The following is a 24,320-nucleotide window of genomic DNA, read 5'->3' on the forward strand; positions in this document are numbered from 1 at the left end:
CTCTTTATGCCGTAATGGCTTACCAATTTATGTGATTCTTGTTTATTGATTTTATATTTAAGTTATTGTTTATTTATAAATAATATTTAGATTTCTCATCAGTTCTTGTTTCACAATTTAGCGCCAGTATTGAGATGGCTCAATGCTGGTGTTCAGGTCATAGAGCATTTGGAACATCATGATCTAAATGCTCTAAACGCTGTACATCTGAGGTCGTTATGATTTCAAAACTAAGTAAAAGTATCCGTCAGTATATGCTGGTGACGTTCAACTATTGGAACTTCACTGTGACGGATGGTGCACTCCGTATGCTGGTGGTGCTTTACTTCCATGACTTAGGCTACTCAAGCTTAGCCATTGCTTCGCTGTTCCTTTTCTATGAATTTTTTGGCGTAGTGACCAACTTGGTTGGTGGCTGGCTAGGTGCTCGACTTGGTTTGAACAAAACCATGAACGTCGGCTTAGGGATGCAGATTTTTGCCTTGCTGATGTTGGCAGTGCCCAATGCTTGGTTGACCATTCCTTGGGTAATGGCGGCGCAGGCAATTTCGGGGATTGCTAAAGACTTAAATAAGATGAGTGCCAAGAGCGCGATCAAAACTTTGGTGCCAGACGAGCAGCAAGGTGCACTTTATAAGTGGGTTGCGATCTTAACGGGCTCAAAGAATGCGCTGAAAGGTGTGGGTTTCTTTGTTGGTGGTTTGTTGTTGTCGGCGTTTGGTTTCCAAACTTCGATGGTCATCATGGCAAGTGTGCTGGCTGTTGTGTTTGTATGCAGCTTGATCTGGCTAGAATCGGATATGGGCAAGGCGAAGAGCAAACCTAAGTTCCGTCAAATTTTCTCTAAGTCAGAATCGGTGAACATTCTTTCCGCTGCACGTATGTTCCTATTTGGTGCTCGTGATGTGTGGTTTGTTGTTGCACTCCCGATTTATCTTGGCAGCGTGTTTGGTTGGGATCACCTGATGGTAGGCGGCTTCCTTGCGGCTTGGGTGATTGCTTACGGATTCGTTCAAGGTTTTGCGCCTCGTATTACTGGCAAAGCGCAAGGTCGAGTGCCAGATGGCAGCGCGGCTCTGATTTGGGCAGGAATCCTTGCCGTCATCACTGGTGCGATTGCTTATGGCGTGCAAATCGGTTGGCAACCAGAGCTTGTTATTGTGGTGGGCTTGATGATTTTCGGTGCTGTGTTTGCGGTGAACTCATCTCTGCACTCTTACCTGATCGTTAGTTATGCGAAAGGCGATGGTGTTTCATTGGATGTCGGCTTCTACTATATGGCGAATGCGATGGGACGTTTGATTGGTACGGTTCTATCCGGTTGGATTTACCAAGAAGCGGGTCTAGCGGCATGTTTGTGGGTGTCATTTGCTTTCTTAGCGCTAACAACTCTAATTTCTATCAAGCTACCAAAGGCCAAAGTGGTTACGGCTTAAATCGGCTTACGACTTAGAAATAAAAAATGGCTCCATATTGGGAGCCATTTTTGTTTTTACGATTCAGTATCGCAAATCAGCAAGTTATGTTTATGGGCAAAGACGACCTTGTTGTGCAGGTTGCGTCATTTCCATATCACCTTTCAGTGAGCGGTAAACGATGGTGTTCCATACCTCACCATTGTCCATTTCGAATTCAATGGCGTAGTTAAGACCATTCACCACTTGAGTTCGTACGCTTAAGATCTCTTTTAGCTTAGCTGCGGTGTTCATCTGACCAAGTACAAAGTCGAGTGCTTGCTGAGCTTCAGGTGTTACTTCACCTTGTGACCAGCCGCCAGCAAGGTTTTCAGCGCTGCAGATAGGGTTCGCTTCCGATTGCGATTGTGTTGGTGCCACGGTCTCTTCCTTTTGATTACATCCAGCTAAAGCCACTACACAAACCAGTGATGCTAATAATGTTTTCTTCATAAAGACCTCTCTTAATAATCTGTTCAGCATCCTAATGGAATAAATCGGTTAAATCTGTTTCATATCCGAGAAAGCTTAGGGCTGCTGATCTCATTTGTACAATGAGATTTGTGACTACCTATTTTGCAAATCAATGATATTGGCGCGTCATCGCTGAGTTAAAAATAAGCAAAAACAGATTGTTAACTATTTAACTGGATGAAAATTACCCTATGCTATAAACGTGAAGTCACTCAAAGTAGGTAAGGGTATGAGAGAAAGGGTTCTATTTTTCGACTTATTACGTTGTGTCGCTGCCATCGCAGTGATCGCGATTCATGTGCTAGCGCCATATCGTAATGAGTTGGGAGTGATTCCGTTTGACCAATGGTTGACGGCTGTCGGGGTAAACAGCGTGACTCGCTGGGCAGTACCTGTATTCATTTTGATTACTGGTGCTCTAATGCTCAGTGATACACGACCTTTTGATGCCAAGTACTACGTTAAACGGCGTTTAGGCAAAGTATTAGTACCTTTTCTTATTTGGTCGATGTTTTATGCCTACTTGTCGGGTTGGACAGCACAAGGCTTCGATTTTGAAACGGTTAAAGAAGTGGTGAGTAACAGTCCACATCACGCGACTTACTATCACCTCGGATTCTTCTATTACTTTATTCCGCTCTATTTTGTTATTCCGTTATTCCAATGGGTGGTGCGTAACTGCGATGATAACGTTCTCTATGCATATCTTGCTGTTTGGCTGCTGACCAGCACTTTGTTCTTATTTAAGATTGATGGCCCTTGGAGCAATCAATACTGGCTTTACATGGGATATTTGCCGCTCGGCTATGTGCTGTTTAAGAAAGTGCCTCTTAATCGCACTACTGTCAGCATTTTTACTGGGCTTGGGCTCGTGGCGTTGGCGGTGACGTTTACCATGGTGGTGGCCAACAGTTTAGAAGCTGATAAATATACCGTAGGTCGTTGGTTTTCATACAAAACACTGAATGTGATTCTCGCAGCGTCTATGATCTTTATGCTGTGCCGCTACTTTGGTGAAGGTCTAACACCTAAAGTGCAAAAAGTGGTGAGCTTTATTAGTCAGCACAGCTTAGGAATTTATTTGTTGCACCCAATCTTCTTGTGGCCAATGAAAGCGTTTGGTTGGTATCAGGGACACCCAGCTTGGGTAATACCAGTTTGGATCGTTTTGAGTGGAGCTGGGGCCTTGGCGATGAGTTACTTGTTCTCTAAATCAGCCAAGACCCGTTGGCTATTACCTTAGATTAGCGTTTTAAGGCGAAGTGAAGGAATTTATCGCCACAGTAAGTCAGTGTGCCTTTATCACCAGGGTTTAAGGCGTGGTAATAGTGCACACCGATTTGAAACTCGCGCTTTGGGCCAATCGAGCCGCGCTGAACGTAAATCCAATATTCCTGATCGTCTTGTCCAGGTTCTGCTTCTGGTACTTCTATCGCTTGTTTATCGAGTATGGTGACTTGAGCGCTTTGTTCAGGCGCGTCTTCGCCAAAGTAGTGCTTGCTGTAGAAGCGAAAGAATACCCAAGCTCCGAGAGCAATCAGGGTGAATAGAGCCAAAATAAGTGAGATTGGCATGATAACCTCCAATGTTTCATTGGCATCTATTTTACAGAACTCCCTGATTAAACTATGAGTTGAGATAAATTATTCGTGATCTAGTAAAAGGGATGTAGGTTTTATTCGGCACACTTCACATTTTATATGCGTGCAAGAGCACAATTTAAAAGGAAATTTGCACTTAACGACTCGAAAAAACTCTGAATTTGTAGAAGAATGAAATGACAGACACAGGAAGGGTCAAGTAAGGAGGGTTACGATGTCAGATATTGAGAAAGTAGTCATGCGTACCCGAACGATCGAAAAACTTCTGCGTACTCAATACCACGCGGAAGGGAAAGGGTTGCATCAACTGATTACCAGTTGTGAAGAACGCTTACCGCATGATGTCGTTGCAAAACTGCGCTTTATTGCGACGGTCCGTAACAAAGTTGTCCACGAAGAGGATTATAAACTGGATGACAGAAAGGGTTTTCTTGCTGCATGCGATGCGTGTGAAAAGGAACTCACACCGAGAAGTTCACGCTTTATTTGGCGAGCTGCGATTTTGTTAATGGCCTTGATTACGCTTGCTGCACTCGGTTTTTACTACATGCATTGGGACATACTAGTTAAGCATCTGTAGACGGCAAAATTTGAATAATAAAAAAGGGACGCGAAAGCGTCCCTTTTTTATTGGAAACAGTAACTTAGTACATCATTGGCAGTGTCATTAAACCAACAACCACTGCAATCATTACCAGCCCTTGTTTTTGAGAAGAAGAAATCATAACACTACCCCTAAAATCATTGATGAACTCGATGTAAATAATATAGCACTGTTTTTGAGCTTTGATCAACTTCAAAGCGGAAAAGTTTTCAAAAATCGCACTTAACTAGGGTGTTTTTACCCTAAATTGACTAATAAAACTGTGTTTTTTTGTGCTGCTCTTTAAATGTTCGACTTGTTGTTTTTGTCTTCTTTTTGTCTTTAAGTTGTTGATTTTATAGTGTTAAATATGAGTAATGTTATGATGAAATAGTGTTTCTTGTATCAGTGTGGATGTTGGTTGGCTATTTTTGCTGAATTTCTCAAAAGTTGAGAAAATTATGTTTTGTGTTAACGAGAGTCACTCTTGTAGACGTCTATTGTGCTCAACTTTTCCTATCTGATGAGAAAATCTCAATGCGATAAGGGGGTAGCTATAATCCATGCTAGTTAAGGTTAGGTTTTGATGGTTTTTCTTGTCTATGCTTATTCATATCAGTTACTTATGTGTTTTTGATTGAACTTTTATACTCTCAGATTATTGGGCTAATCACGGTTTGTATTGTTGGGAGGAGGCATTTTTGCCTTTCTGAGTGGTCAGAGGTGGTGGATCTGACTTTTGTGTTGGTTATTTGCCCGTAACGGTTGTATAGCGAACAAATTGATGGTTTGTTTTTCAATTTCTGAAGGTTAGAGTTCTGATGAAATTATCGATAACAAACAGATTCAGATAGCTCAGTTCAATGATTGTGAGAAAAACGATAATCAGTAATTGAGCCAGTTACGTTTACAAAATGTTGTGATTCGCTAGCGAGATCCAACTTTCGCTGATAATGCCTTTACATCAAGATTGGTCTACCTAGACTAGCGGCGAGATTACGTGAAAGGTGTATACGGCATGTGGAGTTGGTTAGCGATAGGGCTATCAGGGTTATATTCCGTGTTGGGGGCGAGACAAGCCAATCCAACGCAGTCTCTGGCATTTAAAATCTTTACTCTGTTGTTGCTTTTGATCTTAGCGTTGACTGAAGGTGCATCTGCAGTACCTACCTACTGGATCGCTGGTGGACTGTTGGTCTCTGTATTTGCCGATACACTGCATTCCTTTAAATCTCGCAAGCCACTCTACTTTGCGGGCTACTTACTCGCTCAAATCCTTTATAGCAAATCATTTTGGGTTCAGCTCAATGGGGAAATCGTTTGGTGGTTACTCGCATTGCTGCTGGCTGCTAGTGTTGTGGCGTTCTTCTTATTGCTACCACAGCTCGATTCCATGGTTTTTCCTGTTGTGATCATGGGCATCATGTTGGTTCAGCTTGCTTGGGCGGCGGGGGAAGTTTGGTTGCAAGTACCGAGTTTTGCTAATGCGCTTGGGTTTAGTGGCACCTTAGTTATGATCTATTCAGCCTTGGCGTATGCGATACATGGTTATCGTAAACCGATGAAACATGCCTATGTTTGGGTGAGTGGCAGTTATTTCTTGGCTCATGCATTAATCGTTGCATCTATCATTTACTAATTTAGGTCAAAGTAAGCGGTCAGGTTTTGCGTAAACTAGACGGATTCAACTTAATAACTGGAGTCGATGATGACCGAGATTCATGCTCACAACTTACTTAACCTACTTCGAGAAACGCCAATGGATCGTGATGAACTGGCAGCTCACTTTGGTACAGATGTGCGTTTCCATACCTGTAAGCTGAATGATCTAGACTTAGATGCATTGCTAGAATTCTTGCTAAAGCGCGAAAAAGTACGCGAACTGGAAGGTAAGTTTGTCGTGAATATGGCACGCGTTTGTAACCACTAAGCTGCGGCTAAAAATTGTTGATGGAGGCGAAGCATTCATTTCGTCTTCTATCATATCTTCACTGAATCACTTTGTTATACTGGCCGCCAAATTTTCAGTCGAGGCCAGAACATGGATATTCTTTCAGCAGCGACCATGCTGTTTCTTATTATGGACCCACTCGGAAATCTTCCGATTGTGTTATCCATTCTCAAACACCTTGATGCAAAACGCCGCCGTAAGGTGCTGATCCGTGAATTACTGTTTGCCTTGATGATTCTGATGCTGTTCCTTTTTGCGGGACAAAGCATTATGAGCTTCCTCCATGTTCAACCGGAAACGCTGAGTATTTCTGGCGGGATCATTCTTTTCATCATCGCGATTAAGATGATTTTTCCAAGCGCAGGTAGCATTACTGGCCTTGCTGCAGGTGAAGAGCCGTTTATTGTGCCGATGGCGATTCCTATGATTGCTGGCCCTTCAGTGATCGCAGCGTTGCTTTTATTGTCTTCTCAGCATCCAGACAAAATCATGGAGCTGTCTGCTGCTGTGTTGATCGCTTGGGGTGCAACTTTCTTCATTTTGATGTTCTACAGTTTCTTCCATCGTATTCTTGGTGAGCGCGGTCTGAAAGCGATTGAGCGTTTGATGGGTTTACTGTTGGTGATGATCTCAACCCAGATGTTCCTCGATGGCGTGAAGAGCTACATGGGCTAAACCTCCGTCAATTTGATGAATACAAAAAAAGCCGCTCATGTGAGCGGCTTTCGTTTATTTGTCTTTTTACATCATGTGCTTCCGACGAATATCGAGAAGAGCAAAGATGCCGAATATCAAAATGGAGTACTTTTCCCAACTGCTCATCTTAATCTTGTCGCCAAATGCGCCAATGAAGATTGCCATTTGCAATCCATGCATGATGAACAAGAAAGCGGTCATGATGTACAACGCAATGGCCGCTTTGCCAGGGAAGGGCATAAAGAAGTTGAGGATCAATATGAACCAGACGAAGGCGATGGCTGCTTTAGCCAGTATCAATAATGCTTTCATTTAACTATCCTTTTAAATTGGGGCTTTAAGCTGATGTGCGTTCATACAGACGGTAACTGACCTGGCCTGCGGTTTTCTCTCGGTGCAGTCGCCAGTTGTCAGGAAGCCCAGCAATGCTTAGCTCTTTTTCAGTTTCAATATAAATCATCGCATCTTCTGCAAGCCAGCCGTTTTGCTCTAGCAAGGTCACGGTTTCATCCAATAAGCCTTTGCGAAACGGCGGATCAATGAATACTACGTGATGCGGTGTACCTGGTTGCTTTAAAAAGCTCAGTGCGTCGGTGTTGACGACTTTAATGTTGCTAGTATTCAACGAGGCAACATTTTTCTGCAATTGCTGAAACGCTTGTGGGTTCAGTTCCACCATCGTCACTTGGTCTGCTTGGCGAGAAGCTGACTCAAAGCCTAAACCACCAGAACCTGCGAATAGGTCGAGACATTTCGCTTGCGGCACATCTTGAGCTAACCAGTTAAATAGGGTTTCTTTCACACGATCCGTGGTTGGGCGTAATCCTTCTGCATCATGAACAGGGAGTTTTCGACCTCTCCATAAACCACTAATAATGCGAACAAAGCCCGTTGTTGGCTTTTTTTGTGATGAGTTTTGCTGGCGACGTCTTACCATAGATTTTTTGACCGCTAATAAAGTGATACTATATCCAATCGCCCAAGCTTTGAGCTTGGATATAGCCCAGAATATTCAAGATGACAGAGTGTAACACTAATAAGATTAGATTCACCTAATTGGAAAGTTTTCACAACTTTGTCATTAGCCTTTTCTGTAAAGATAATAATCTTGTCAGAAAAGAGTCATTAATAGATAAGAGCACAATCTAGGATAGCCCCAGATGACGGAAAAAAAGAAGCGCGGATTACTTTCGTGGCTAGGTTTTGGTGATGAAGAACAGACCCAAAAACCGACAACAGATGAATCAGTAAAAGAAGAAGCAGTAGAAGCGCCAGCTGGTGAGAAACTGCCGGTGGAAGAGGCTGCCGAACAAGCAGAAGAGAAAACCACACTTGAAGAAGAGCCGGAGAAGGTTGAACCTGTCCTAGCAGAAGCAGAAGCAGAAGCAGAAGCAGAAGCAGAAGCAGAAGCAGAAGCAGAAGCAGAAGCAGAAGCAGAAGCAGAAGCAGAAGCAGAAGCAGAAGAGCCACAAGTACCGGTTGCGCCTCGTGTCCAAGAACAAGAAAAGCCAACCGAAAGCTTCTTTGCTCGCCTTAAGCGCAGCCTAAGCCGCACGAAGGCAAACATTGGTGCGGGTTTCTTCGGTTTGTTCAGCGGTAAAAAAATCGATGAAGACCTTTTCGAAGAATTAGAAGAACAGCTGCTTATCGCTGACGTGGGTATGAACACCACGACGAAAATTATCAATAACTTGACCGAAAAAGCGTCACGCGGTGATTTGAAGGACGGCGAAGCACTCTACGGCCTGTTAAAAGAAGAGATGGCAGAAATTCTAGCGAAAGTAGAACAGCCACTTGAAATTGATAGCAGCAAAACCCCTTACGTTATCTTGATGGTTGGCGTTAACGGCGTCGGTAAAACAACCACAATCGGTAAGCTGGCGAAGCAGTTCCAAAGCCAAGGTAAGAAAGTCATGCTGGCGGCGGGCGACACCTTCCGTGCTGCAGCGGTTGAACAGCTACAAGTATGGGGCGAGCGTAACAACGTTCCTGTGATTGCTCAGCACACTGGCGCAGACAGTGCTTCGGTTATCTATGATGCGATTGAAGCGGCAAAAGCGCGTGGCGTCGATGTGGTGATTGCCGATACCGCAGGTCGTCTACAAAATAAAGCTAACCTGATGGAAGAGCTGCGTAAGATTGTTCGTGTCATGAAGAAGATTGATGACTCTGCACCACATGAGATCATGCTGACGCTAGACGCAGGCACTGGGCAAAATGCCATTAGCCAAGCGAAACTTTTCAGTGATGTTGCCCCTCTAACCGGGATTACATTGACTAAGCTGGATGGAACAGCGAAAGGTGGCGTTATCTTCGCTCTTGCTGATCAGTTCGAAATTCCAATTCGCTACATTGGTGTTGGTGAAGGTATCGAAGACTTGCGTCCATTTGAAACTCAAGAGTTCATTGACGCTCTGTTTAGTCGTGAAGAGTAATTAGAGTTAGAGGAAATCAACGGTGATCAAATTTCAGCAGGTAAGTAAAGCTTACCGAGGTGGGCGACAGGCATTACAGAAAGTCGACTTTCACCTTCGACGCGGAGAAATGGCTTTTTTAGGCGGGCATTCCGGTGCAGGTAAAAGTACCTTGCTGAAACTGATATGTGCGATAGAACGTCCTACTGATGGCAAAATCCATTTTAATGGTCATGACATCACACGTATTTCTAACAAAGACATTCCGTTTTTGCGCCGCAATATCGGGATTGTTTTCCAAGATCATCGCTTATTGATGGATCGCAGCGTGTTCGATAATGTCGCGCTGCCGATGCGCATAGAATCGATTTCTGAAAATGAAATCAAACGTCGTGTTTCTGCGGCGCTAGATAAAACGGGCTTGCTCGATAAAGCCCGTTGCTTGCCAAGTCAACTATCAGGTGGTGAGCAACAACGTGTAGGTATTGCACGCGCTGTCGTTAATCGACCAACGCTGTTAGTGGCGGATGAACCAACCGGTAACCTTGATCCAGAACTGTCCAACCGTGTGTTGCGATTGTTCGAAGAATTTAATCGTGCTGGCGTGACGATTCTCCTAGCGACGCACGATATCGGGTTAGTAAACACTCGCCCACAATATCGTCATTTCGAATTGAACCAAGGCTTCCTAAGTGAGGTAGAAGACTATGGTAGGTAACAAGCGCACCCAAAAGAAAGGGAAAGGTCGCAGTGCCAAGCGTGCTAATACCGATGGTTTTTTCTCTGTTCATATCAAACAAGCTAAATCTTCTTTCGGCGCATTATGGCGTCGTCCTTTAGGTAACATTCTGACCTTGGCTGTTATCTCCATGGCGTTAGCAATGCCAGCTTGTTTGTATTTATTAGGTAAGAATGTGGCTGGTGCAGCACAAGATGTTGCATCACCATCGCAAGTGAGTGCCTACTTAGTCGAAGGGATGCCTGACGCGCGCGTTATGGTGCTCAAAGATCAGATTGAAACATGGCCTTCTGTAAAAGAGGTGGAATATATTTCTCCGCAACAAGGTCTATCTGATTTAAGCCAGTACGCAGGGTTTGACCAAGCACTAAGCCTATTAAGTGGTTATGCCTTGCCTGGCGTGTTGGTGATTACGCCTGATTCAGAACAAAAAAGCGCAATTCAGTCGCTTGCTAAACAAGTTCGTGAGCAACAAGACGTGACAGATGTTCGACTAGATGAAGATTGGTTGGCACGGCTTGATGCAATAAAAACCCTTGCTGGCATTATTGTCATTACCCTGACAGTGCTGATGTTGGGTGCTGTATTTTTAATCGTCGGCAATACATTGCGCTTTAATGTGTTGGCAAACAAAGAAGAGATTCAGACAATGAAGCTGATTGGTGCGACCGACAGTTTCATTCTTCGTCCTTACTTATACACTGGCATGTGGTTTGGTGTGCTTGGGGCGACCATTGCATGGTTAGTGACGGCATTGATTACGGTTGTCATGAATAACGCAGTTGAGCAATTGGCATCGTTATATGATAGCCAATTTCGTTTGATTGGCTTGAATTGGGATGAATCTCTACTGTTGATCATCACTGGTAGCTTGCTAGGTTGTATCGCCGCGCGCTTTTCAGCGCAGCGTCACTTGAAAGAAATTGAACCAGTTTAGGTGATAAGGGTCTTATACTTGGAATTTATTAGCACAAGCTAATTTTTACCCCTTGTATAGACCATTTGTTTATGGATAATTACTCGCCCTTCTTGAAACTTGTTCATTTTGAGTTCAAGATGGCCAAGCTAAATTGCAATGTAATGCTCCAGATCAGAGATTGATGAGGAATTGAATGACAAAAGAAGCGTATCCGATGGCTCTAGTCACGCAAGATAGCCTTGATAGCTATATTCGTTCTGTAAACAGCTACCCAATGCTGACACCAGACGAAGAGCGTGGGCTGGCAGAACGATTACACTACAACGGTGAGATAGATGCGGCGAAAGGCCTGATTTTGTCACACCTACGATTCGTTGTTCACGTTGCTCGTGGCTACTCAGGCTACGGCTTGCCAATGGCAGACCTAGTTCAAGAGGGCAACATCGGTCTTATGAAAGCGGTCAAGCGTTTCAACCCAGAAGTGGGTGTGCGTTTGGTGTCTTTCGCTGTTCACTGGATCAAAGCAGAAATCCATGAATACGTGCTACGTAACTGGCGTATCGTGAAGATTGCGACAACCAAAGCGCAGCGTAAACTGTTCTTCAACCTACGTAAGTCTAAGAAGCGCTTAGGCTGGTTTAACAACGGTGAAGTAGAAACAGTAGCACGTGAGCTAGGTGTTGAGCCTTCAGAAGTACGAGAAATGGAATCCCGTCTAGCGGCAGTGGACTCAACGTTCGATATGCCAATGGATGATGACGACAGTTCAAATTCGTACACAGCACCAATGGTGTACCTAGAAGACAAATCATCTGATGTTGCCGATAACATTGAAGCAGCAAACTGGGAAACACACACCAATAACCGTCTAGGCCATGCGCTTGCAAGTCTGGATGAGCGCAGTCAACGTATTGTTCGTTCTCGTTGGTTAGACGATGAGAAAGCAACACTGCAAGACCTTGCTGATGAGTTTGGTGTTTCTGCTGAGCGTATTCGCCAGCTAGAAAAGAACGCAATGAAGAAACTGAAACTTGCTGTTGGTGAGTTCTAACTTCTGCTTCTAATATAAAGTAAGATTTTCATAGAAAGCCGAGATCATGTGATCTCGGCTTTTTTATTTCCGATCCAAAATCGATAGCGTTTGCGATCTATTTTATCTGTGCTACCTGTGCATAACTCTGTGAAGTAATTATTCATCAACTGTTCGAAAGCCGGACAAAATAAGGCTTTGTCGTGGTTTTACTGCTGGGGATAGTTCTAAATATACACACAGTTAGATCAAGATCATCACTACATCTTGTGGATCAAAAGATCAAAATATACTTTATCAACGCAATTCACAGCTTTATCCACAAATGGTTGGAATGTGAACAGTTTAGAATGACCGGACTATCTCTGTGTCTAAGTTTGGCTTTGGATAGGTTACAATGGCGTCACTATACGCAAGTGACTTTAAGCGCCTAAATTTCAGTACCATGAGGTTGCTTGGGTATATTAATAAGACAATGAGAAAGCAAATGGACCAGTTTCAACATATCGATGTACAAGGCGCGCAAACATTACTTGAGCAAAGTGAAGCTCGGCTTGTTGATATCCGCGATCCTCAATCCTTCGCAGTCGCTCATGCAGAATCGGCATTTCACCTTACTAACGATTCGATCGTGTCGTTTATGGACGAAGTCGAGTTTGAACAGCCTATTCTAGTAATGTGCTATCACGGCATTAGTAGCCAAGGTGCAGCACAATATTTGGTTAACCAAGGCTTCGAACAGGTGTACAGTGTTGATGGTGGCTTTGAAGCCTGGCAACGAGCAGAACTACCGATAGTGAGAAGTTAATGAAAAGATTGGTAACGTTAAATAACCCACGTATGGCGCAAGCCTTCATCGATTACATGGCATCACGCCAGGTTGATATCCAAATCATGCCGGAAGGTGAAGGGCAGTTTGCGCTTTGGTTGACGGATGCGCAGCACGAAGTTGAAGTTGAAGCAGAGCTCAAACAGTTCTTAGCCAACCCTTCTGATCCTAAGTACAGTGCCGCTTCGTGGAACGTTGCCGATACGCGAAAAAGTAAGTTTCATTATGCGAGTCCAAGCATCATGGGCATGATCAAAGCGAAAGCAGGTCCGGTTACGCTCGCGATAATGATCACTTGTGCTGCTATTTATTTGCTTCAACTACTCGGTTTTGGACGAGGTGTATTTGATTGGCTGCACTTTCCTGCATTTGAAGGACAGCAATGGCAATTGTGGCGTTGGATAAGTCATGCACTGTTGCACTTTTCGATAACACACATTGTTTTTAACCTGCTTTGGTGGTGGCAATTTGGTGGGGATATTGAACGTCGCTTAGGTTCCGGTAAGCTCTTACAGCTCTTTGTTATCTCAGCTGCCCTATCTGGCGCAGGTCAGTTTTATGTCGAAGGTGCAAACTTTGGTGGCTTATCTGGCGTGGTGTACGCTTTGTTGGGGTACTTATGGATTCTTGGTTACCGCTTACCTCACCTTGGATTAACGTTACCAAAACCGATTATTGGTTTTATGTTGGTGTGGCTGGTATTAGGTTTTGTACAACCATTTATGGCCATTGCCAATACGGCGCATTTAGTGGGGTTAATTTCTGGAATGGCCATCGCGGTATTCGATTCTGGTAAGCAGAAATACCAACAAGCTTAGGTATGTAAAAGCATTCTAAGGTTACTGACATAGAGATGCTTTGCTGACAATAAAAAAGACCGCCGATTGGCGGTCTTTTGCATTTTGAAAAGCGGACTTATTGGTAAAGGTATTTGGTAAACAGTAAGTCGGCAATGATGGTTTTGCCTGTTTCTGGTAGCAAGGTCTCGTTGAGTTCTTGGACCAACGTTTTTCGTAGGTCCTCACGACCAGACAACGACTTAATTGTATCTTCGGTTTGCTTACCGAGCAGTTCAATTACTGCATCGCGGATTAATGGTTGATGATGCTCTACCACAGCAAGGTCTTGCTGGCTCATGACCATAATATCGATACGTACCTGCACGTAGCCCAGTTTATTCCCTTTTGTGTAAAAGTTGGTGGTTAAGTCTGGTTCTAAGGTGAAGTACGCGAGCTGTGGTCCAGTTTCTTCTTTTTCGGCCCATGTAGGGGATGAAATAAGCAAGCTTAGCGCGACAATAATTTGGGCTACATAACGTTTGTACATATTTATAACTTTTCTTTCTCTGGATCGCGATATTCGAATCGCTTCAGTCTTGGTACAATAGACCGTCTAAAACAAATAACGGAACTTACAGTTTCAATAAGACGGTAAGTTGTTGCTTTATTGTACGCATAAAGCCACCAATTGAATACTAGTATGAATCAGCCGATATCACTCTATCTTACTTCTTTATTGGAAGTAGAGTGGCAAAACCCCGAAGAATTTGAATTCCCTAACGAATTCGCCAAGCATTGGCTTGAAGAACAGGGCTCTTTGTCACGTCGTTTAGGTCAGCACTGCCAACGTTTAACGGTGGAATTGCTGCATAATCAGATCGTCACTGCTAAGACGTTAAAACAGGATGAGAGCCAGCTATTGTCTGAGCAAGATTGCCTATTGAGAGAGGTGATTTTATGTGGAGACAATACGGATTGGGTCATTGGACGCACGCTTATCCCACGTACAACTTTGGTCGATCAGCAATATGACTTGGCTCAGCAAGGTGATATCCCGCTGGGCTTAACGGTATTTAGCGCTGACAATGTCGAGCGTGACGCATTACAAATGGGCTGGGTAAATCTACCTCATGGCCGTTTTTTGGCGCGTCGCTCACGATTGTGGATGAATCATAAGCCGATGTTGGTTGCCGAGGTTTTCTTACCTAATTCACCAGTTTACGCTAAGGAGAAGGTGTAAATGTCCGCAGAAAAAGCCAAAGCATATTGGCAACTGATGCGAATGGATCGTCCAATTGGCTCACTATTGCTCTTGTGGCCAACAGTCTGGGCGCTTGTCATCGCTGCTCAAGGCATGCCTAGTTGGAACGTTCTGATTGTTTTTGTGTTGGGCGTATTTCTGATGCGCAGTGCAGGATGCGTGATTAATGATTTTGCTGACCGTAAGGTTGACGGTCATGTAAAGCGCACCAAGCAACGCCCATTACCCTCAGGTAAGGTGACATCAAAAGAGGCCATTGGCCTGTTTTTAGTATTAGGTGTGAGTTCTTTCTTACTCGTCCTCACCATGAACCCACTAACGATTCAACTTTCGTTTGCGGGCATCTTCTTAGCCTTCATCTACCCATTCATGAAGCGTTATACCCACTTACCACAACTATTTTTAGGCTTAGCATTTAGCTGGGCAATCCCGATGGCATGGGCAGCACAAACTGGTGAACTGCCTTGGATTGTATGGTTTGTCTTTGCGATTAACGCACTGTGGACTATTGCTTATGATACCCAATATGCGATGGTTGACCGCGATGACGATTTGAAGATTGGCATCAAATCAACGGCGATTTTGTTTGGTCGTCACGATAAGTTGGTGGTTGGGATCTTACAGCTCATTACGCTGGCAATGTTGGTGTTGTTAGGCCAACACTATGAACTTGGTCAAAGTTACTATTGGATGATTTTGGTGGCCGCTTCGTTGTTTGTTTACCAACAGCATTTGATTCGTCATCGCGATCGCGATTTATGTTTTAAAGCTTTCCTCAACAATAATTATGTTGGAATGGTGGTCGCTCTTGGGTTGTTTATCGCATTTTGGTAAGCGCTCAGAAAACGCTCTGTGATCAGTCCTGGTATGAAAAAGGCATCCAATTGGATGCCTTTTCTGTTTGTATCGAGGTTCTGCTATTTATGCATGAAGTTGGTGGATGCTCTCTTCGATGGTGAGCTTCACTTCCGGATAAAGTAGAACAAACAACAGTTTGGCAAATTGCTGCGTCTTTTCTAGGTCACAGTTACCATCACAATCTAAGTATTGCTGTTCTTTCAATGTATTGAACATTGCAGTGAAAACACCTTTGTCGAAGAACTCTGGCGCGTTAATACCGTGTAAACGACCCAAACGCTGTGCAATGTCTTGGCTCTTCTGTTCAAGGTCAGATTTACCAAGTTCTTGGTCTGCAACGAGCAGGTTCATTGCAATTGAGTAGCGTTGCAGTGTTTCAGTGATAGTACGGCCCAACAATACCAAGGATTGGTTGTTTGACTGGTTGATTTCCAGTTTATCGCCGTCTTGGCAAACCATCTTCTGCTCAATGAACTCGTTCAACGTCTTAACCACAAGCTCATTCAAATCCTCTTCCTTATAGCTTAAGAACAGCTCTTTCTTCAGGAACGGGTAGATTTGAGCAACGTTCTCTTGAATCTTTTCTACGGTCACGTTGCGCTGACGAATGATCATCTGAGCAATCAATGAAGGTAGAGCGAACAAGTGAATGATGTTGTTGCGGTAGTAAGTCATCAGAATCGACTGGCTACGATCCAGCGAAATGATGTCACCCATGGTGTCGGTTTCAATCACAAACTTATCAAGTGAGATAGCGTGATCCACCAACTCTTCAGCCGTTTCTGTTGGAATTGTTGAAGTGTTTGAATATGGGTTGTTCTTAAGTAACTTCAGGTAGCATTCAATCTGGTTGATCAGAGAGTCACGAGATAATGCACGCTGACGAGAAGCCAACAGCGCGGTCGCACATAGAGTTAGAGCGTTAGTCGCAGCCGCATCGTTAATGTGCGTCATCATCTTGTTTGCTAGACCGTTCACCACTGGGTTCATCCATTGTGGTTTACTGCCGCCCATGCGATCGATGTCTTTCGTCCACTCAGGAGCGTGTTCATTCAGGTATTGGTTTAGCTGAATCGGCTCACCGAAGTTCACGTAACCAAGACCAAAGTTGCGCAGCTTACGCAGAGTACGCAACACAAGACCTGCGTTCTCTTTCTCTTTACGCGAACCACGCAGTTCTTTGGCGTAAGTACCCACTTCCATTACGTGTTCGTAACCGATGTACACAGGCACTAACGTTACTGGACGGTTTAGACCGCGTAGCATGGCTTGAATCGTCATTGCCAACATACCGGTTTTTGCTTGCAGCAGACGACCAGTACGTGAACGACCACCTTCACTGAAGTACTCAACCGAGTAGCCTTTAGCAAATAGCTCTGATAGGTACTCACGGAAAATCGTGGAGTACAGCTTGTTGCCTTTAAAGCTACGACGAATAAAGAACGCACCACCACGACGGAAGATTGGGCCCGCAGGGAAGAAGTTCAGGTTAATACCCGCAGCAATGTGCGGTGGCACCATACCTTCATGGTACAAAACGTAAGAAAGCAGCAGGTAGTCCATGTGACTGCGGTGACATGGTACGTACACGATCTCATGGCCATCTTGCGCTAGGCGACGAACGGTCGAAGCGTTGTTGATGTGCAAACCTTGGTACAGCTTCGTCCACAACCAGCCAAGAATACGATCGCCGTTTTTCACCAAACCATAAGAGAAGTCCGCTGCAATTTCATCCATGATGTTGTGCGCTTCTTTGCGCGCTTTTTCAATCGAGATGTCTTTGCTTTGTGCTTCGTCTTCAATCGCTTTTTCAATCGCAGGGGATTTCATTAGACGTGCGAATAACACTTGGCGTTGTGGCAAGTTCGGCCCCGAGGCGGCAAGCTTTTGACGAGAGAAGTGAATACGAGCCACGCGCGCCAGCTTATGCGCAATGGCGCTGTCTGTACCGTGAGAATCCGCCATGTAGCGCAGTGATACTACGGGGCTAAAACGCACCAAACAGTCACGACCAGCACCCATTACCGCTTTCGCTTTTTGTGGCCCATTCATTGGTTGAAGGTACGGTTTATGGTTTTCTTCTTTACCAGGCTTACGACCCCAAAGTACGGTGGCAGGGATCATTTGTACGTCTAATTCACTATCGAGCTGGTGCAGCTCAAGTAGTTCAGTAAATAGAGAGACTGATTCGCTCGGTACATCATTATCATTGCTCATCACTGTTGGACGTGAAGCAATAAATACGTAGCGAGTAAGGGTTTTGCCATTAATTTCTAGCGGACTGAGTGGGTCAGGTAGACCAAGACTCATCGCTTGTTTTTGTAATGTCAGCAAATCCACGTTCGAACGAAATGGTAAGGCATAAACAATTGGCTTCGTTAGATCGATGTTGAGATCATCAATCGGGTTCGATGGAATTGTGGTGCCCTTTACCATTACCGATAAAGGTAGTTTTAGTAATGAACGTGAAAATGATTGTCCAGAAGACATAAAGTTCACAGCCTCAATAGGTATTCAAACAAGCCTAACCTTATTTCAGTGTCCGCTTCCTTTTCATCAACAGAAAAAGAAATAGGTACGGCTATAGAAATAAGCCTAGGCGATAAATTTTAAGCGCTGCAAGGATAACAGAAACTGGTCAAACCTTTTAATTTTATTGAGTGGAAATTAGTCGAACCCATAGGTTGTTGCTTTCTTTAGACTAAGGAAATCTTTGTTGTTTAAAACGCTAGTTAACTTGAGGTTTGTGGTGGCGTTCATAAAGCGTCGGAAATAAATTAAAAAACAACCAATTGGGTTTTCATTTGTTCATTTACTGGATATACTCACAGTTAACTGTATAAAAAGACAGGTGACATATGAAGCCGTTAACGCCACGCCAACAACAAGTCTTCGATTTGATTAAAAGTAAAATCGAAGACACCGGAATGCCACCAACTCGTGCAGAGATTGCGCGTGAGCTTGGCTTCCGTTCTGCGAATGCCGCGGAAGAACACCTAAAAGCGCTTGCTCGTAAACAAGCGATTGAAATTATCCCAGGCGCATCTCGCGGGATCCGAATCCTACTTGAAGATGCGGCAAACGACGATCAAGGTCTGCCTTTGATTGGTCAAGTTGCTGCTGGTGAGCCGATTTTGGCTCAAGAGCATGTGGAGTCTCACTACCAAGTGGATCCTGCTATGTTCAAACCAAAAGCAGACTTCTTACTTCGCGTAAACGGCGAAAGTATGAGAGACATCGGTATCATGGACGGCGATTTGCTGGCTGTGCATAAAACTCAAGACGTACGCGACGGTCAAGTTGTGGTTGCGCGTGTTGATGATGATGTGACAGTGAAGCGTCTAGAGCGTAAAGGCTCTACAGTACTTCTGCACGCAGAGAACGAAGAGTTTTCACCAATCCAAGTTGATCTAACATCGCAACACTTGACGATCGAAGGTCTAGCAGTGGGTATCATCCGTAACACTGACTGGATGTAGGTTTCTTACCTCAAGCATTCTAATAAAGCCCAGCTCTCTGCTGGGCTTTATGTTTTCTGCGCTTTCTTTCCCATTTTGATTTTCTTCAAAGCATACTTCTTTTCTTCCAAGCATAGTTACGCTCGCACTGATTCAGATCGTTTGGCTGTTGCGTTAAAACTTGCAAGTGATATTGAGATTTATTATCATCTAGTTCCATTTAACCATTTTCTTTTCGGCGCAAGGAAATGCCCATGTCCAAGCCTCAACATCACGTACCTAATCATCTGTTGAAACCGTTGTTTTTGCGTAGCCGCGAAAGCTTGGTCGATAACGGCTTGGTGTACGATCCGATCGCTGCAAAAGCGTGCTTGAGCTGCAAAATGGCACCAGATTGCATCAGTGGCGACGTCGATCAGAAGCAGCTGCTGCACGTGACTTTAACTCAGTTGTGCGATCAGCAGGTCAGTCACTTTCTTCAACAACACTCAGACGCTTGGATCATCAACGTAGGTGCGGGCTTAGATACGCGCTTCTACCGTTTGGACAATGGTCGTTGTCATTGGATTGAACTGGATGTCACCGAGAATCTGGTTTGGCGTCAGCGATTGTTCCACAAAAACGAACGTTACGAGCATCGTTGCGGCAGCGTAGAAGACATGAATTGGTTAGATGAACTGCGCATTCCTGAAAAAGCACCAGTATTGATTCTGTGTGAGATGGCTTTACTCGATTGTGATGAATCGCGCGTTGCGACTTTCATCCAAACTCTGGGCCGTCATTTTGTATCGGCAGAAGTGTGCATGGTACTAGCAGGTGACTTAACCGAAAGTAAATGGGGTCAGAAGCTCGGCTCAGATACGTATGCACATGGTTTTGAAGCACCAGCACAACAAGTACTGCATTGGCTGCCATGGGCGCAATGGGTCAAAGCCTTCTCGCCATTCGACCGATTTTGCTCACGCTGGAAAGCATGGCAACGTTGGCTGAATAAAATCCCAATGTTGAAGCATCGCCTCACGCCAGTCCTCGTTCACATCAAGTGGTAATTGAATAGGCATTGAACACTCAGGTACACTCGCTGATCTAAACAACGAGGTGCCTGTGACAAACTCTATCTTCTCTCCTTTATCGAATCCTCAAGTGCATCGCCAAGTGTTAGCGCTCGCTATCCCTATGGTGCTTTCGAATATTACTGTTCCACTATTGGGCTTGGTTGACGCTGCGGTGATCGGTCACCTTGAACACGCTTGGTATCTCGGCGGTGTTGCGCTTGGTAGCACCATGATCAGCGTGACGTTTTGGTTGCTTGGTTTCTTACGTATGTCGACTACAGGGTTGGCGGCGCAGTCTTATGGCGGTGAAGACCGAAAACAACTCGCTTTGGTGCTTATGCAAGGCTCACTAATGGCATTGCTGTTTGCGTTGGTCTTTCTTATTGCTCATAACCCAATCGCGGACCTGATCTTTGGTTGGAGTGATGCCAGTGCTGAAGTGAAGCACTATGGCATGCAATATTTCTCTATCCGCGTATGGAGTGCACCTGCTGCACTGATGAACTTTGTTTTGTTGGGTTGGCTGCTTGGAACACAAAATTCCAAAGCACCAATGTGGATGGTGATCATCACCAACGTGACCAACATCGCGCTCGATTTACTGTTTGTGATTGGCTTGGGCTGGAAAGTAGAAGGCGCAGCGCTGGCGTCGGTGATTGCTGATTACTCAGGTATGGCGTTTGGCTTGATGTGTGTGTGGAAAACATGGCGTGCACGTCAGTTACCATCTCCTAAGAGCCTGCTAACCGATACTCAACATGGGCTAGGGCGTTTCGTAAAACTCAATCGCGATATCTTCTTACGTTCGCTATGTTTACAAGCTACGTTTAGCTTTATGACTTTCCAAGGTGCGAGCTTTGGTGATGATGTGGTTGCCGCTAATGCGGTATTGATGAGTTTCTTGATGATGATTTCCTATGGCATGGACGGATTTGCCTACGCCATGGAGGCCATGGTTGGCAAAGCGATTGGCGCGAAAGACCGAGCGCAACTCAGTGCTTCGTTGATTGGTACGTTCTTCTGGAGTCTGATCATCTGTTTAGGTTTGACTGCGGTATTTGGTTTGGCGGGATCGCAATTGATCGCCATGATCACTTCGATTGACGCGGTGCAGCAGCAAGCGTCGATATATTTACCATGGCTGGTGGTCATGCCATTGGCATCGATGTGGTGCTTCCTGTTTGATGGCATTTTTGTTGGTGCCACCAAAGGTAAAGACATGCGAAACAGTATGTTTGTGGCGACTTGCTGTTTCTTCGCGATATTCTTTTTGTTTTCTGGCTGGCAAAACCATGCGCTATGGTTTGCGATGACCAGTTTCATGGCAATGCGAGGGGTTGGACTCGGCGCTATCTTTTTCTATCAATGGCGCAAGGGACGCTTTCTTGTCTAGTTACACATAAAAAAACAGCAGGTCGAGACCTGCTGTTTTAGCTTTTGGATCATGGCAACCCAATTGAATTAGAATAATCGGTTCAAACCGTTCAGTGCCGCTACGCGATAGGCTTCTGCCATCGTCGGGTAGTTAAAGGTGGTATTGACGAAGTATTCAATCGTATTGGCTTCACCTTTTTGTTCCATGATGGCCTGACCGATGTGGATGATTTCTGCAGCGCGCTCACCAAAGCAGTGAATACCAAGAATCTCTTTGGTTTCGCGATGGAAGAGGATTTTCAAACTGCCGATGTCTTTACCTGCAATCTGTGCACGAGCGAGATGTTTGAATGAAGAGCGTCCCACTTCATAAGGCACTTTCGCCGCAGTCAGCTCTTGTTCGGTTTTGCCCACAGAGCTAATTTCTGGAATGGTGTAAATACCCGTTGGGATGTCATCAATTAGATTGCCGTCAGCTTGTCCTTTAGTGATAGCTTGTGCCACGAAACGACCTTGGTCATACGCTGCACTCGCTAGGCTAGGGTAGCCAATCACATCACCGACTGCGTAGATGTGTTCCACTTCTGTACGGTAGTTACCATCTACTTTGAGTTGTCCGCGTGAATCACCTTCAAGTCCAACCGCAGGTAAGTTGAGTTTGTCTGTGTTACCCGTTCGACCGTTAGCATACAGTAGGCAATCGGCTTTCATCTTCTTACCCGATTGAAGATGTACGATAACGCCATCTTCGGTGCCTTCAATTTTCTCGAATGTTTCATCGTTACGAATTACCACGCCGCTGTTCCAGAAGTGGTAAGACAATGCATCTGAGACTTCGTTATCTAAGAAAGAGAGCAGACGGTCGCGAGTGTTAATCAAGTCGGTCTTCACGCCTAAACCGCGGAAAATAGATGCGTATTCACAGCCAATCACGCCCGCACCGTAAATGATGATGTGGCGAGGGTCGTGTTTCAGACTCAGGATGGAGTCGCTGTCGTAGATGCGTTCGTGCAAGAAGTCGACGTCGTTCGGTTGGTAAGGGCGGGAGCCCGTGGCGATGACGAACTTATCTGCCGAATAGATTTCTTCTGTTCCGTCACTTTGCATCACGGCAATGGAGTAATTATCGATAAAACGCGCAGTGCCGAATAATAACGAGCATGAGTTGCGATCATAAAAGCCCTGACGAAGTCGCGTTTGCTTGTCGATGACCGATTTTGCGTGGCCTAAAATGTCAGAAAATGTTGCATGAAGGCTGGTGTTATTACGACAGAATAGCGGGTTGCTATTGAATTCAATGATTCGGCTAACAGCGTGACGCAATGCTTTAGATGGTATGGTTCCCCAGTGCGTACAACCGCCACCAACACTGCTTTCCTTTTCTACGATGGCAACATTTAGGCCTGCTTTGGTTAACCCCATTGCCGCCCCTTCTCCGCCCGGGCCACTACCAATTACGATCACGTCATAGTGATTAGCATGCGCCATGATGTCTTCCTTGTTATATTTGTTTAACATTGCTGTAGCGGGATTTTAACTCATTTACTCTAGGAGGAACATGTTATGCCGACTAGAGAGTGGAAGTGATCACGCAGAATCAACCAAAAGAACGAATTGGTATGTTGCATGTCTACTATTTGGATGGAGAAGATTGCAATTGGATGCATGCCAGTAGTAACGTGCTCGCCGCTTATTGGCAGACAACGTTACTTTATACGTGGGGTCGATATGCGTTATATTGAGGTTCTTGTACCCGATAGAAAAAGAGCAAGTTTAAGAATGAAATCGATGGGAATCCGCGCGCAGCAAAAAGAAAAAACACGTCGATCACTGATCGATGCGGCATTTAATCAACTCAGTGCGGACCGCAGCTTTTCTAATCTCAGCTTGCGAGAAGTCGCCCGAGAGGCTGGAATTGCGCCAACTTCTTTTTATCGTCACTTCAAAGACATGGATGAGCTTGGCTTAACCATGGTAGATGAAGGCGGTTTGTTGTTACGCCAACTAATGCGCCAAGCGCGTCAGCGTATTGTCAAAGAAGGCAGTGTGATTCGAACTTCGGTTGAAACCTTCATGGAATTCATTGAAAGTAGTCCTAACGTATTCCGCTTATTGTTGCGTGAGCGCTCTGGCACTTCTTCTGAATTTCGTACTGCCGTCGCTCGAGAAATCCAGCATTTTGCGGCAGAATTAACCGAGTATTTAATAAGCACTGGCATGACCAAAGAAGAAGCGTTTACTCAAGCAGAAGCGTCAGTCACTTTGGTATTCAGTTCTGGTGCTGAAGTTTTAGATTTAGATCGACGCGAGCGCGATGAACTCGCCGAGCGATTGATCATGCAATTGCGAATGATAGCCAAAGGGGCCTATTGGTATCGCAAAGAACGTGAACGTAACCGATTAAAAGGCGGGATAGAATAATGTCGAATGGAAATAAATCTGAAAAGAAAACGCTGATTTTGGCACTGGTTGCAGGTATGTGTGGTGATGCTTTATTGTCATGGTTGACCATGAGTGAAGTATCTTTCTCAATCTTCCCTTTGATTGCACTCGTGCTAGCAGTACAGGCGCTTTACCAAGAATACCTTAACAACCCTGTATCAGAAGATATCCCGCTAGTTGGTTTGGCGTGTTTCTTTGTTGGTGCATTTGGCCACTCTGCTTTCATCAAAGCACAATACCCAGAAGCCGGCTCTAACTTCTTCGCGATTCTGGTTTCAATGATTCTGTTGGCTTGGGTTGGTAAAAAGCTGGGCTTTATGGAGAAGAAAGCTTCTGCTGAATAAGCAAAACAAATTCAATAAAAAGCGAGCCAATGAGCTCGCTTTTTTTGTATTTGACGCTG

The 24,320-nt window shown here is 44.8% G+C and carries 26 protein-coding genes; 19 read left to right on the forward strand and 7 right to left on the reverse strand.

The features are described 5' to 3' along the window. Nucleotides 1-218 precede the first annotated feature (218 nt). Nucleotides 219-1,436 carry an organoarsenical effux MFS transporter ArsJ gene (gene arsJ, locus C1S73_RS11245; RefSeq protein WP_038872533.1) on the forward strand — a complete coding sequence of 406 codons (1,218 nt, stop codon included), beginning with the start codon at nucleotides 219-221 and terminating at the stop codon, nucleotides 1,434-1,436. A gap of 90 nt (nucleotides 1,437-1,526) precedes the next feature. Here arsJ and C1S73_RS11250 read toward each other — a convergent pair whose 3' ends face one another. Next, nucleotides 1,527-1,907 carry a cystatin domain-containing protein gene (locus C1S73_RS11250; RefSeq protein ID WP_009705158.1) on the reverse strand — a complete coding sequence of 127 codons (381 nt, stop codon included), beginning with the start codon at nucleotides 1,905-1,907 and terminating at the stop codon, nucleotides 1,527-1,529. A gap of 250 nt (nucleotides 1,908-2,157) precedes the next feature. On the opposite strand from C1S73_RS11250, the gene C1S73_RS11255 reads away from it, so the two are divergent. After that, nucleotides 2,158-3,171, forward strand: a complete 1,014-nt coding sequence (locus C1S73_RS11255; protein WP_038872536.1) for an acyltransferase — start codon at nucleotides 2,158-2,160, stop codon at nucleotides 3,169-3,171. Nucleotide 3,172: 1 nt separating this feature from the next. Here the strand turns inward: C1S73_RS11255 and C1S73_RS11260 are convergent, their stop codons facing one another. After that, nucleotides 3,173-3,502: a DUF2500 domain-containing protein gene (locus C1S73_RS11260; RefSeq protein ID WP_038872539.1), complete on the reverse strand. Its 330-nt coding sequence runs from the start codon at nucleotides 3,500-3,502 to the stop codon at nucleotides 3,173-3,175. Nucleotides 3,503-3,743: 241 nt separating this feature from the next. Between C1S73_RS11260 and C1S73_RS11265 the strand changes: the two genes are divergently transcribed. The 4 genes from C1S73_RS11265 (at nucleotide 3,744) to C1S73_RS11285 (ending at nucleotide 6,738) form a co-directional block, all read left to right on the forward strand. After that, nucleotides 3,744-4,109, forward strand: coding sequence for a hypothetical protein (locus C1S73_RS11265; protein ID WP_005430355.1), 366 nt, complete (start codon nucleotides 3,744-3,746; stop codon nucleotides 4,107-4,109). 1,021 nt (nucleotides 4,110-5,130) lie between these two features. Further along, nucleotides 5,131-5,751 (forward strand): lysoplasmalogenase, encoded by a 621-nt coding sequence (locus C1S73_RS11275; protein WP_038872542.1) that lies wholly within the window; start codon nucleotides 5,131-5,133, stop codon nucleotides 5,749-5,751. Nucleotides 5,752-5,820: 69 nt separating this feature from the next. Next, entirely contained in the window at nucleotides 5,821-6,042 is a 222-nt protein-coding gene (locus tag C1S73_RS11280) for a YecH family metal-binding protein (protein ID WP_038872544.1), read from the forward strand. Nucleotides 6,043-6,153: 111 nt separating this feature from the next. Then, nucleotides 6,154-6,738: a YhgN family NAAT transporter gene (locus tag C1S73_RS11285; protein ID WP_038872547.1), complete on the forward strand. Its 585-nt coding sequence runs from the start codon at nucleotides 6,154-6,156 to the stop codon at nucleotides 6,736-6,738. A gap of 66 nt (nucleotides 6,739-6,804) precedes the next feature. Here the strand turns inward: C1S73_RS11285 and C1S73_RS11290 are convergent, their stop codons facing one another. Together C1S73_RS11290 and rsmD are read right to left on the reverse strand one after the other, a co-directional pair. After that, nucleotides 6,805-7,071: a DUF1145 domain-containing protein gene (locus C1S73_RS11290; protein WP_038872549.1), complete on the reverse strand. Its 267-nt coding sequence runs from the start codon at nucleotides 7,069-7,071 to the stop codon at nucleotides 6,805-6,807. A 25-nt stretch (nucleotides 7,072-7,096) separates the two neighbouring features. Beyond that, the gene (gene rsmD / locus C1S73_RS11295) at nucleotides 7,097-7,696 is read right to left on the reverse strand and encodes a 16S rRNA (guanine(966)-N(2))-methyltransferase RsmD (protein WP_038872551.1); all 600 of its coding nucleotides are present in this window, start codon (nucleotides 7,694-7,696) and stop codon (nucleotides 7,097-7,099) included. A gap of 223 nt (nucleotides 7,697-7,919) precedes the next feature. On the opposite strand from rsmD, the gene ftsY reads away from it, so the two are divergent. The 6 genes from ftsY (at nucleotide 7,920) to glpG (ending at nucleotide 13,508) form a co-directional block, all read left to right on the forward strand. Beyond that, nucleotides 7,920-9,194, forward strand: coding sequence for a signal recognition particle-docking protein FtsY (gene ftsY, locus C1S73_RS11300; protein WP_038872553.1), 1,275 nt, complete (start codon nucleotides 7,920-7,922; stop codon nucleotides 9,192-9,194). 22 nt (nucleotides 9,195-9,216) lie between these two features. Then, complete coding sequence (gene ftsE / locus C1S73_RS11305) at nucleotides 9,217-9,891, forward strand: cell division ATP-binding protein FtsE (protein WP_005535654.1); 675 nt, start codon at nucleotides 9,217-9,219, stop codon at nucleotides 9,889-9,891. After that, on the forward strand, nucleotides 9,881-10,849 hold the full coding sequence (gene ftsX / locus C1S73_RS11310) for a permease-like cell division protein FtsX (RefSeq protein ID WP_038872556.1): 969 nt from the start codon (nucleotides 9,881-9,883) through the stop codon (nucleotides 10,847-10,849). Before ftsE ends, ftsX begins: the two co-directional genes overlap by 11 nt. Before the next feature lie 175 nt (nucleotides 10,850-11,024). Then, nucleotides 11,025-11,882 (forward strand): RNA polymerase sigma factor RpoH, encoded by an 858-nt coding sequence (gene rpoH / locus C1S73_RS11315; RefSeq protein ID WP_038872559.1) that lies wholly within the window; start codon nucleotides 11,025-11,027, stop codon nucleotides 11,880-11,882. Between the two features lie 466 nt (nucleotides 11,883-12,348). After that, entirely contained in the window at nucleotides 12,349-12,669 is a 321-nt protein-coding gene (glpE, locus tag C1S73_RS11325) for a thiosulfate sulfurtransferase GlpE (protein ID WP_038872561.1), read from the forward strand. Then, a complete protein-coding gene (glpG, locus tag C1S73_RS11330) occupies nucleotides 12,669-13,508 on the forward strand; it encodes a rhomboid family intramembrane serine protease GlpG (protein WP_038872563.1) in 840 nt (279 codons plus the stop codon). The genes glpE and glpG overlap by 1 nt, the downstream gene beginning before the upstream one ends. A 97-nt stretch (nucleotides 13,509-13,605) precedes the next feature. Here glpG and C1S73_RS11335 read toward each other — a convergent pair whose 3' ends face one another. Beyond that, on the reverse strand, nucleotides 13,606-14,016 hold the full coding sequence (locus C1S73_RS11335; protein ID WP_038872565.1) for a flagellar basal body-associated protein FliL: 411 nt from the start codon (nucleotides 14,014-14,016) through the stop codon (nucleotides 13,606-13,608). Between the two features lie 153 nt (nucleotides 14,017-14,169). Between C1S73_RS11335 and C1S73_RS11340 the strand changes: the two genes are divergently transcribed. Together C1S73_RS11340 and ubiA are read left to right on the forward strand one after the other, a co-directional pair. Further along, a complete protein-coding gene (locus tag C1S73_RS11340) occupies nucleotides 14,170-14,709 on the forward strand; it encodes a chorismate lyase (protein ID WP_038872568.1) in 540 nt (179 codons plus the stop codon). Continuing rightward, entirely contained in the window at nucleotides 14,710-15,564 is an 855-nt protein-coding gene (gene ubiA / locus C1S73_RS11345) for a 4-hydroxybenzoate octaprenyltransferase (protein WP_038872570.1), read from the forward strand. Between the two features lie 87 nt (nucleotides 15,565-15,651). On the opposite strand, the gene plsB is transcribed toward ubiA, so the two are convergent. After that, nucleotides 15,652-18,078, reverse strand: a complete 2,427-nt coding sequence (gene plsB, locus C1S73_RS11350) for a glycerol-3-phosphate 1-O-acyltransferase PlsB (RefSeq protein WP_038872572.1) — start codon at nucleotides 18,076-18,078, stop codon at nucleotides 15,652-15,654. A 368-nt stretch (nucleotides 18,079-18,446) separates the two neighbouring features. Here plsB and lexA point away from each other — a divergent pair, with 368 nt between their 5' ends. The 3 genes from lexA (at nucleotide 18,447) to dinF (ending at nucleotide 21,494) form a co-directional block, all read left to right on the forward strand. Next, complete coding sequence (gene lexA, locus C1S73_RS11360) at nucleotides 18,447-19,067, forward strand: transcriptional repressor LexA (protein ID WP_038872575.1); 621 nt, start codon at nucleotides 18,447-18,449, stop codon at nucleotides 19,065-19,067. Nucleotides 19,068-19,300: 233 nt separating this feature from the next. Continuing rightward, complete coding sequence (locus C1S73_RS11365) at nucleotides 19,301-20,095, forward strand: class I SAM-dependent methyltransferase (protein ID WP_009695929.1); 795 nt, start codon at nucleotides 19,301-19,303, stop codon at nucleotides 20,093-20,095. Between the two features lie 55 nt (nucleotides 20,096-20,150). After that, the gene (dinF, locus tag C1S73_RS11370; RefSeq protein ID WP_038872577.1) at nucleotides 20,151-21,494 is read left to right on the forward strand and encodes an MATE family efflux transporter DinF; all 1,344 of its coding nucleotides are present in this window, start codon (nucleotides 20,151-20,153) and stop codon (nucleotides 21,492-21,494) included. A 68-nt stretch (nucleotides 21,495-21,562) separates the two neighbouring features. On the opposite strand, the gene sthA is transcribed toward dinF, so the two are convergent. Further along, nucleotides 21,563-22,963 carry a Si-specific NAD(P)(+) transhydrogenase gene (gene sthA / locus C1S73_RS11375; protein WP_038872580.1) on the reverse strand — a complete coding sequence of 467 codons (1,401 nt, stop codon included), beginning with the start codon at nucleotides 22,961-22,963 and terminating at the stop codon, nucleotides 21,563-21,565. 291 nt (nucleotides 22,964-23,254) lie between these two features. Here sthA and fabR point away from each other — a divergent pair, with 291 nt between their 5' ends. Together fabR and C1S73_RS11385 are read left to right on the forward strand one after the other, a co-directional pair. After that, complete coding sequence (gene fabR, locus C1S73_RS11380; protein ID WP_010444457.1) at nucleotides 23,255-23,896, forward strand: HTH-type transcriptional repressor FabR; 642 nt, start codon at nucleotides 23,255-23,257, stop codon at nucleotides 23,894-23,896. Beyond that, the gene (locus tag C1S73_RS11385; RefSeq protein WP_038872582.1) at nucleotides 23,896-24,261 is read left to right on the forward strand and encodes a YijD family membrane protein; all 366 of its coding nucleotides are present in this window, start codon (nucleotides 23,896-23,898) and stop codon (nucleotides 24,259-24,261) included. Before fabR ends, C1S73_RS11385 begins: the two co-directional genes overlap by 1 nt. The last annotated feature ends 59 nt before the right edge of the window (nucleotides 24,262-24,320 follow it).

It is taken from the genome of Vibrio jasicida 090810c, assembly GCF_002887615.1.
Classification (GTDB): domain Bacteria; phylum Pseudomonadota; class Gammaproteobacteria; order Enterobacterales; family Vibrionaceae; genus Vibrio; species Vibrio jasicida.